The sequence below is a fragment of the Sphingopyxis sp. genome (assembly GCF_050725615.1).
In the GTDB taxonomy this organism is placed as follows: domain Bacteria; phylum Pseudomonadota; class Alphaproteobacteria; order Sphingomonadales; family Sphingomonadaceae; genus Sphingopyxis.
Genome location: NZ_JBOHHU010000028.1, coordinates 36,681 through 45,360 on the forward strand (window position 1 = coordinate 36,681; position 8,680 = coordinate 45,360).

Here is an 8,680-nt window from a genome sequence, read left to right on the forward strand (position 1 = left end):
GACGCAAAGACATGAAGATGTTGCGCCAGCCGCGAAGCGGCATTCCATTCGACCGCTGTATCCGCCGCACCATCGAAAGGATGAGGGGCCTGTCGGCCCAAAGCTTCTTCTTCGCGTCTTTGCGCGAAACCCTTTCCATAACCCACAGTCGCGTTCCGCCCCGCGCTTGACGGCGAGTCCGGCGCATGTGCATATCGCCGTGGTTAATCCAGTGGGGACAGATTTCAGCATGGCCAGCCGCAAGCCCGTCGCCGCAAAGGCCGATTGGCGCACCGTTTTCCGGGCAAGTATCGCGCGATCGCTGGTGATCGGCGCCGCGGTGGCGCTGGGCGCTTTCACGCTGTTCCTGACCCTCGCGCTGATCACCCACGACGGCACCGACGCGGCGATCCATACGGCGGCGGGCGGCAGTCCGTCGAACTGGATGGGCGGCGCGGGGGCGTGGTTCGCCGACCTGCTGCTGTTCGTCGGCGGGGTCGCCATCACCCTGTTGCTGCCCTTGCTCGGCGTGATCGCCTGGCGGCTGTGGACGGGCGAGGCGCAACCCTATTGGAAACGCCAGCTCGCCTTTGTCTTCATCGCGGTCCTGCTTGTCGGGCTGGGGGCGCAATTGTGGACGCCCGACAGCAATGCGCCGCTGCCCGCAGGCTGGGGCGGGATCATCGCGCTGATCGTCGGCGGCGCGATCGACCCGCTGTTCGACCGGATCGGCGAACCGGGTGCGGCGCTGGTCCGCTTTGCGGCGATTCTGACGCTGATCGGAACCGGCCTGTGGCTCGCCTGGCGCGCGCTGCGGCTCGAGCCCGGCTGGTGGTCACGCTTCCGGCTGCCCGCCGCCGAGGGCGGACGCATCGTCGCCCCGGCGCCGGCCGCCGCCACCGCGACCAAGGCGCCGAACCTGATGGAGCGGGTGATCCGACCGCGCGCCCGCGCCGAACCGAGCGATCGCGCGCCGCCCGAGATCGCCGATCCCGCGACGCGCGCCCAGCCGTCGAAACCCCGGCCCAAGCCGCAGACCGAGCTGTTCACCCATTATCAGATGCCGTCGCTCGACCTGCTCGCCGCACCGCCACCCGCCCCGACCGGGCAGATCGACAAGGCGGGGCTCGAGCGCAATGCGCGGCTGCTCGAATCGGTGCTCGAGGATTTCCAGGTCAAGGGCGTGATCACCGCGGTGCGCCCCGGCCCGGTCGTCACCATGTACGAACTCGAACCCGCGCCGGGCACCAAGGCGAGCCGGGTGTCGAACCTGGCCGACGATATCGCGCGCAACATGTCGGCGCTGTCGGCGCGCATCGCACCGATCCCCGGCCGCACCGTGATCGGCATCGAACTGCCCAACGCGCATCGCGAGGCGGTGGTGCTGCACGAAATGATCGGCAGCGCGCTGTTCCAGGAGCAGACCGGCGCTTTGCCGATCATCCTCGGCAAGAATATCAGCGGCGATCCGGTGATCGCCGACCTCGCGCCGATGCCGCATCTGCTGATCGCGGGCACCACCGGGTCGGGTAAGTCGGTCGGCCTGAACGCGATGATCTTGTCGCTGCTCTACCGGCTCGGTCCCGATCAGGTGAAGCTGATTATGATCGATCCCAAGATGCTCGAGCTCAGCGTCTATGACGGCATCCCGCACCTGCTCGCCCCCGTGGTGACCGAGCCCAAGAAGGCGATCCGCGCGCTGAAATGGGCGGTCGAGCAGATGGAGGACCGTTATCGGATGATGTCGTCGCTGTCGGTGCGCAACCTGGCGAGCTATAACGACAAGGTCCGCACCGCGCTGTCGAAGGGCAAGTCGCTCGGGCGGCGCGTGCAGGTCGGTTACGACCCCGAAACCGGCCAGCCGCTCTATGAGGAAGAGACGCTCGACTATGCGCCGCTGCCGCAGATCGTGGTGGTGGTCGACGAGCTCGCCGACCTGATGATGACCGCGGGCAAGGAAGTCGAATTTTTGATCCAGCGGCTGGCGCAGAAAGCGCGCGCGGCGGGCATCCACCTGATCCTCGCGACCCAGCGGCCGTCGGTCGACGTCATCACCGGCGTCATCAAGGCGAATCTGCCGACGCGCATCAGTTTCAACGTCACCAGCAAGATCGACAGCCGCACCATCCTCGGCGAGGCGGGCGCCGAGCAGCTGCTCGGCAAGGGCGATATGCTCTATGTCCCCGGCGGCAAGCAGATCACGCGTATCCACGGGCCCTTCGTGTCCGACGACGAGGTCCGCGCGGTCGCCGACCATTGGCGCGGCCAGGGCCAGCCCGACTATATCGAGAGCGTCACCGAGGACCCCGAGGACGGCGGTTTCGCGATGGAGGGCGCCCCTGCGGGCGGCGACAGCGCCGAGGACCGCATGTATGCCAAGGCGTGCCAGATCGTCGTCGAGAGCCAGAAAGCCTCGACCAGCTGGCTGCAGCGCCAGCTGCGCATCGGCTATAACAGCGCCGCGCGGCTGATCGAGCGCATGGAGGAGGAGGGATTGGTCAGCCCCCCCAATCATGTCGGGCGACGCGATGTGCTGACCGACCAATATGGGCAGCAACGATAGGGCATCGGCGGAACCAAAGCCGATGCTCGCGACTTGAACAGCATCCGAACGCCGGGTTCACAGCGGGTTCAACGCCGAATCGGCAGAACCGGACCGTCCTTATGGCAGAATGAGAGCAATATGACTTTGACCTTCCCCCGCCTGACCCTGACGCGCGCCGCCGCGCTGGCGCTTGCCCCGGCCGCCGTCGCGACGCTGAGCGTTGCCGCCCCGGCGATCGCGCAATCGGCGTCGACCACGCTGTCGTCGGTGCAGTCACACCTGCGCGCGACAAGCTCGATGACCGCCGATTTCACCCAGACCGACCGCAACGGCCAGCGGCTGACCGGCCAGCTCACCCTCAAGCGCCCCGGCAAGATCCGGTTCCAGTATCAGAAGGGCGTGCCGCTGCTGATCGTCGGCGACGGCAGTTCGCTGACGATGATCGATTATGAGGTGAAGCAGGTGCAACGCTGGCCGGTGAAAAATTCGCCGCTCGGCGCGCTGCTCGACCCCGACCGCGACCTGACCAAATATGCCAAGATGTTGCCGACGGGCAGCGACGATGTCGTGAGCGTCGAGGTCAAGGACCCGAAGCGCCCCGAATATGGCACGATCACGATGGTGTTCGTGCGCGACGGCAGCGCGCCCGCCGGGCTGCGCCTGCGCGGCTGGGTTGCGCTCGATTCGCAGAACAACCGGACGCGGATCGACCTCAGCAACCAGAAATTCAACGTCGCGGTCGCCGATTCGGCGTTCAAATGGACCGACCCGCGCGCCCGCTCGCGGGGTCGTGGCAGCTAAGATAGATTTATCTACCGCCGAAGATGAACGGCGCCGAATCCTGGGACGCGGATTCGGCGCCGTTTTTCGGACCAACCGCCGCCCAGCATCGACGAACTGCAAAAGCGACCGATAGCCGCGAATTTTCGTTCAGCTTGGCGACAGGGAGGCGAGGCTATTTCAACTCTCGAAGGCGCCAACACGGCTCCCGGTTCTGGGTTTCCCCCTGTTGCCCCAACCGGATCGCCAGGCACCTTCATTCAAGAGCGTGACGAACGCTGACCTTGAACCCCCGTTCCACCGCCCCTGGAACGGGGGTTTAGTTTTTGCGGCCGGAAGATTCCGCCGCCGCGCCGTTGCGCGCCCTCGCGCGCACCGATAGAGCCACCGCATGACAACCAGCATCGCTTCGTGGAACATCAACAGCGTCCGCGCCCGCATCGGCATCGTCGAAAAATTCCTGCGCGAAGAAGCGCCCGACATATTATGCCTGCAGGAAACCAAGGTCGAATGCGTGTCCTTTCCGCCCGACATGTTCCGGTCGCTCGGCTATACCCATATCGTCACCCACGGCCAGCGCATGCACCATGGCGTCGCGATCGTCAGCAAGGTGCCGCTGACCGAGGTGCGCAAATATGACTGGCAGGCCAATGGCGAGGCGCGCCATGTCGGCGTCACCCTGCCGTCAGGCGTGCGGCTCGACAACGTCTATATCCCCGCCGGCGGCGACATCGCCGACCGCGAGATCAATCCGAAATTCGGACAGAAGCTCGATTTCTATGCGCGGATGACCGAGTGGTCGGGCGCGCTCGACCAGCCGACGGTGCTGACCGGCGATTTCAACGTCGCGCCGCTCGAAAGCGATGTGTGGAACCATAAGGCGCTGCTCGACGTCGTCAGCCACACCCCGATCGAGGTCGAGACGTTGGCGAAATTGCAGGCCGCGTCGCAGTGGGTTGACCTTGGCCGCCACTTCATCGCGGCGCCGACCCCGCTCTACACCTGGTGGAGCTACCGCGCCAAGGATTGGGAGCTGTCGAACCGCGGACGGCGGCTCGACCATATGTGGGTGACCCCCGACCTGCTGGCGAAAGCGGTGGCGCATCGCACCGTCCAGCCGGCGCGCAGCTGGGAACGGCCATCGGACCATATCCCGCTGATCACCGAGTTCGATTTTTGAGCGACGCCGCAAGCCGCGACGGGGGCGCCCGCCGGGCGGCGCGCGCGGTCGATGCCCTGCGGCGCGGGTGGCCGGTGCGCGTGACCGGCGACGGCGGCGCGCTGGATCTGCTGGCGATCGAAAGCGCTAGCGATACGGCGCTGGCCAACTTCGCATCGACCGACGTGCTGCTGTCGGGCGAGCGCGCGGTGACGCTGAAACTCACCAACCAGCGCGCCGCCGCCGCGCCCGGGCCGGTGCGGCTGAGCGAGGCGGCGGGCGGCATCGCCGCGGCGCTGGCGATCGCCGATCCGGCGCTCGACCTTGCCAACCCGTGGAAGGGGCCGTTCCGGACGGTGGCGCCCGGCGGCGACGCGGCGGCGAGCGCGGCGATGGTGATGGCGCGCCACGCGGGTCTGCTCCCCGCCTTTTTCGTGCGCGACGCGGCGGGCGGTGCCGAAACCCAGTGCGACGCCGCCGACGTCGATGCGTTGCTCGACCCGGCGCGGCTGCATATCGCGGCGCGCGCGCGGCTGCCGGTCGAGGCGAGCGAGAGCGCCGAAATCGTCGCCTTCCGGACGCCCGAAGAGGCATCGGACCATGTCGCGCTGGTCATCGGCAAGCGCGACGGCAATCCGCCGGTGGTGCGGCTGCACAGCGAGTGCCTGACCGGCGATGTGCTCGGCAGCCTGAAATGCGATTGCGGGCCGCAGCTTCACGCCGCGCTGCACGCGATGGCCGATGCGCCCTGGGGGGTGCTGCTCTACCTGCGGCAGGAGGGGCGCGGGATCGGGCTGGTCAATAAGCTGCGCGCCTATGCGCTGCAGGACCAGGGTTTCGATACCGTCGACGCAAACCTCAGGCTCGGCTTCCCGGTCGAGGCGCGCGATTTCGCGATCGCGGGGCGGATGCTGGAGTTGCTGAGCATCCCGCGCATCCGGCTGATGACCAACAATCCCGAGAAGGTCGCGCGGCTCGAGAAGGAAGGCGTCGAGGTCGTCGAGCGCATCCCGCTCGCGCTGCCGACGAACAAATATAACGAACAATATCTCGCGACGAAGCGGGACAAGACCGGGCACCAGCTTTAATTGCACGTCGCCCCCGCGCAGGCGGGGGCCGCAAGCAGCCTAGCGCTAAGCCGATAGCGGCCCCCGCCTTCGCGGGGGCGACGATAAAATCAGTGCACGAACCGCGCCACCACGTCGCGGTAGCTGCGGCTGACCTTAACCTGCGCACCCGAGCCGAGGACGAGGAAGCATTCGCCGTTGGTGTGCGGCTTGACCTGCTTGACCTGGCTGAGGTTGACGATCGTCGAGCGATGGACGCGCTGAAAATTGCGCGGGTCGAGCCGCTTTTCGAGATCCTTCATCGTTTCGCGCAGGATCAGGCTGTTGTCGGCGGTGTAGATGCACATATAATCGCCCGCCGCGTCGATGCGTTCGATGCTGTCGACGTCGACGCGGAAGATCTGGCCGCGATCCTTGATGTTGATCATCTTTTCATAGCGGTCGGCGGCGTGCGAGTCGGGAGCGATTTCGGCGTCATAATCGTCGGCGGCCTCGGGGGCGACCTCGGCGAGCACCGTCTTCAGCCGCTCGACCTCGGCCGCGCCGCGTTTTTCGGTCAGGCGCTGGCGGACGCGGTCGAGCGCGTCGGCGAGGCGTTCGGGTTCGACCGGCTTGACCAGATAATCGACTGCCTGCGCCTCGAACGCCCGGATCGCATGGTCCGAATAGGCGGTGACGAACACCACCAGCGGCGGTTCGACCTCCATCAGCCCCTGGATCACCGAAAAGCCGTCGAAACCGGGCATCTGGATGTCGAGGAAGACGAGGTCGGGCTTGTGCGTCTTGATCTTGCGGATGGCCTCGCGGCCATTTTGCGCGGTGTCGACAATTTCGACATCGCCATGCGCTTCGAGCCGCAATTGCAGGCCCTGGGTCGCCAATTTTTCGTCATCCACCAGGATGGTTCTGATCGTCATGTCCGTTCGGTTCCAATCGTCATTTGCCCATCGGGCTGAAACGGAAACTCGATGATCACCGTGAATCCGCCGTCAGCGCCCGATTGGGCATCGAACCGGTGCTGGTCGCCGAAAGCCTGCGCCAACCGGTCTCTGATATTGGCTAAACCCACACCGGTCGATTCCGTTGCAATGACGCCAGTGGTGGGGTCCGCGCCATCGACTGACAATCCCGACCCGGTGTCCGACACGGTAATCCGAACATTTTGACCGGCCAATTGAGCCGAAATGGTGATGTCGGCGCCATCCTCCTGCGGGGTGACGGCATATTTGATCGCATTTTCGATCAGCGGCTGGAGCAGGAGCGAGGGCAGGCGCGCGCGGGCGACGGCGGGGTCGATCGCGAAATGCGGGCGCAATCTTTCCTCGAAACGCATCTTTTCAATGTCGAGATAGAGTTTCAGCGTCTCGATTTCCTGCGCCAGCGTCACCTGCGCAGTGGGTTCGTTGGCGAGCGTGTAGCGCAGGAAGGCCGACAGGCGCGAGAGCATCGCGTTCGCCGGTTCGGACTGTTTGAGCAGCACCAGGGTCGAAATGCTGTTGAGCGTGTTGAACAGGAAATGCGGGTTGAGCTGGTAGCGCAACATCGCAAGCTGCGCCGAAGCAGCCTGCGCCTCGAGCCTCAGCATCCGGTCATTCTGTTCCTCGAGCTGGAGGAAATAGTTGATCGCGAAATAAAGCGCCGACCAGGCCCCGAGCGAGGTCGCGTCGATATAGACGGCGCCGAGCAGCAGGCTGGTGAAACCCGCCTCGCTCGCCGGATTCTGGATCTGCGCAACCCAGGCGTCGATGAACGCCCACAGCGCGGTGGCGAGGCCCGCGAGGCCGAAACTGACCCCCCACATCAAGAGCGGCCGGCGGCTGATCAGGGTGCGGTAGCAAACCGACAGGATCAGCGAGAGCGAGAAGCCGGTGATCGCCGACACCGTTTGCGGGACCAGAAAGGCCAGCGCCTGACCGTTGGCGAGCCCCGAAACGCCGCGCAGTCCGAGCCAGGCGAGCCACCCCAGGATCTGGAGATTCCAGAAGGCGCGGACCTTGTTGTCGAAAAACGGGCCTGGCGAGGAGAGACCGAACAAGGGCATCGGGTGGCTTTGGGTTGCGGTCAGCGGTGCGGGAAACGGCGAAACGGCGCCGCGTCGATCATTCGGCGGCAACCGGCGCCATCCGTTCGTCGGCGCGCGCGCGGGCCTGTCCCAGCGGTTGCAGTTCGGACCGATGCTTCCACACCAGCTCCTTGTAGCCGAGCGAGCGGCCGTCGTGCGCGGTCATCGTCACCGGGCCGATCGGCTGTTCGTCGCGGACGTCGACGAGCACCGGGGTCGAGGGCACACCGGCGCCCCATTTTTCGCCCCATTGCCGGAGCGCGATCATCGCGGGCAGCAGTTCGAGGCCCTTTTCGGTGAGTTCGTAGCGCACCTTGCGGCGATCCTCGGCCATCACCTCGCGCGCCATGATGCCATGGTCGACCAGCTTCGACAGCCGGTTCGACAATATGTTGCGCGCGATGCTGAGTTCCTGCTGGAACTCCTCGAAATGATGGACGCCGTTGAACGCAGCGCGCAGGATCATAAACGACCAGCGCTCGCCCATCGCCTCGAGCGCGAGCGGCAGGGCGCAATTGTCCCCGTAAAGCATGTTCAGCGGTTCGCGTAATTTTCCCATAGGCCCAGCCCTAACGTAAAATCGGTCCCCGCACAAAAAAATATATGGCCCGAGTTGCATTTCGCAACCCACTCACTAAATTTCCTTTTGCAACCTAATTAAGGTGCAAAAAAGGAGACCTCCCCATGTTCAAGCTTTCCGCCCTGCCGTTGCTCGGCGTCGCCGTTGCCGGCGGCAGCCTTGCCCTGCCCGCGATCGCGAATGCCGCCGGCGGCGCTTATTACCGCGCCGAGCTGTCGAGCCCGGCCCCCAAGGGCAAGTTCGTCGCCCGCGGCATCGTCTGGTCGTGCGAAGGCACCCAATGCGTCGGCGCGCGCGGCACCAGCCGCCCGCTGATGATGTGCGCCGGCCTGGCCAAGGAGGCCGGCGAAGTGAAGGGCTTCATCGCCGACGGCAAGGCGCTCGAGGCCGAAGATCTGGCGCGCTGCAACGGCGCAGCCTGACGGGCCGGCCGGGCGGCGCTCCCCTCCCTCTCCGCCGTTCGACCTGGCCCATGGAAGAGCCGCCGCGACCTCCCGCACCCCCGGGG

Annotated in this window: 8 protein-coding genes; 5 read left to right on the plus strand and 3 right to left on the minus strand. The window is 65.9% G+C overall.

The window, feature by feature from the left end; genetic code table 11:
- The first annotated feature begins 229 nt into the window (after positions 1-229).
- From ACREB7_RS08680 to ribA, 4 genes are all read left to right on the plus strand, one after another.
- Positions 230-2,542, plus strand: a complete 2,313-nt coding sequence (locus ACREB7_RS08680; RefSeq protein ID WP_431591869.1) for a DNA translocase FtsK — start codon at positions 230-232, stop codon at positions 2,540-2,542.
- 120 nt (positions 2,543-2,662) lie between these two features.
- Positions 2,663-3,325 carry a LolA family protein gene (locus tag ACREB7_RS08685; RefSeq protein ID WP_431591870.1) on the plus strand — a complete coding sequence of 221 codons (663 nt, stop codon included), beginning with the start codon at positions 2,663-2,665 and terminating at the stop codon, positions 3,323-3,325.
- Between the two features lie 370 nt (positions 3,326-3,695).
- Positions 3,696-4,484, plus strand: a complete 789-nt coding sequence (locus tag ACREB7_RS08690; RefSeq protein ID WP_431591871.1) for an exodeoxyribonuclease III — start codon at positions 3,696-3,698, stop codon at positions 4,482-4,484.
- Positions 4,481-5,551, plus strand: a complete 1,071-nt coding sequence (gene ribA / locus ACREB7_RS08695) for a GTP cyclohydrolase II (protein WP_431591872.1) — start codon at positions 4,481-4,483, stop codon at positions 5,549-5,551. Before ACREB7_RS08690 ends, ribA begins: the two co-directional genes overlap by 4 nt.
- Before the next feature lie 89 nt (positions 5,552-5,640).
- Here ribA and ACREB7_RS08700 read toward each other — a convergent pair whose 3' ends face one another.
- From ACREB7_RS08700 to ACREB7_RS08710, 3 genes are read right to left on the minus strand one after another with little or no spacing between them, the layout of a single operon-like run.
- Positions 5,641-6,447, minus strand: coding sequence for a LytR/AlgR family response regulator transcription factor (locus ACREB7_RS08700; protein WP_431591873.1), 807 nt, complete (start codon positions 6,445-6,447; stop codon positions 5,641-5,643).
- Positions 6,444-7,571: a sensor histidine kinase gene (locus tag ACREB7_RS08705; protein WP_431591874.1), complete on the minus strand. Its 1,128-nt coding sequence runs from the start codon at positions 7,569-7,571 to the stop codon at positions 6,444-6,446. The genes ACREB7_RS08700 and ACREB7_RS08705 overlap by 4 nt, the downstream gene beginning before the upstream one ends.
- 58 nt (positions 7,572-7,629) lie before the next feature.
- Positions 7,630-8,151 (minus strand): winged helix-turn-helix transcriptional regulator, encoded by a 522-nt coding sequence (locus ACREB7_RS08710; RefSeq protein ID WP_431591875.1) that lies wholly within the window; start codon positions 8,149-8,151, stop codon positions 7,630-7,632.
- Positions 8,152-8,276: 125 nt separating this feature from the next.
- Here ACREB7_RS08710 and ACREB7_RS08715 point away from each other — a divergent pair, with 125 nt between their 5' ends.
- Positions 8,277-8,594 carry a CC_3452 family protein gene (locus tag ACREB7_RS08715; protein ID WP_431591876.1) on the plus strand — a complete coding sequence of 106 codons (318 nt, stop codon included), beginning with the start codon at positions 8,277-8,279 and terminating at the stop codon, positions 8,592-8,594.
- The last annotated feature ends 86 nt before the right edge of the window (positions 8,595-8,680 follow it).

What these genes read in the sequence shown, in the direction of transcription:
- ACREB7_RS08685 (WP_431591870.1), top strand. Translation starts at nt 2,663, where the DNA reads ATGACTTTGACCTTCCCCCGCCTGACCCTGACGCGCGCCGCCGCGCTG.
- ACREB7_RS08710 (WP_431591875.1), bottom strand. Translation starts at nt 8,151, where the DNA reads ATGGGAAAATTACGCGAACCGCTGAACATGCTTTACGGGGACAATTGC.
- ACREB7_RS08705 (WP_431591874.1), bottom strand. Translation starts at nt 7,571, where the DNA reads ATGCCCTTGTTCGGTCTCTCCTCGCCAGGCCCGTTTTTCGACAACAAG.
- ACREB7_RS08680 (WP_431591869.1), top strand. Translation starts at nt 230, where the DNA reads ATGGCCAGCCGCAAGCCCGTCGCCGCAAAGGCCGATTGGCGCACCGTT.
- ACREB7_RS08715 (WP_431591876.1), top strand. Translation starts at nt 8,277, where the DNA reads ATGTTCAAGCTTTCCGCCCTGCCGTTGCTCGGCGTCGCCGTTGCCGGC.
- ACREB7_RS08700 (WP_431591873.1), bottom strand. Translation starts at nt 6,447, where the DNA reads ATGACGATCAGAACCATCCTGGTGGATGACGAAAAATTGGCGACCCAG.
- ACREB7_RS08690 (WP_431591871.1), top strand. Translation starts at nt 3,696, where the DNA reads ATGACAACCAGCATCGCTTCGTGGAACATCAACAGCGTCCGCGCCCGC.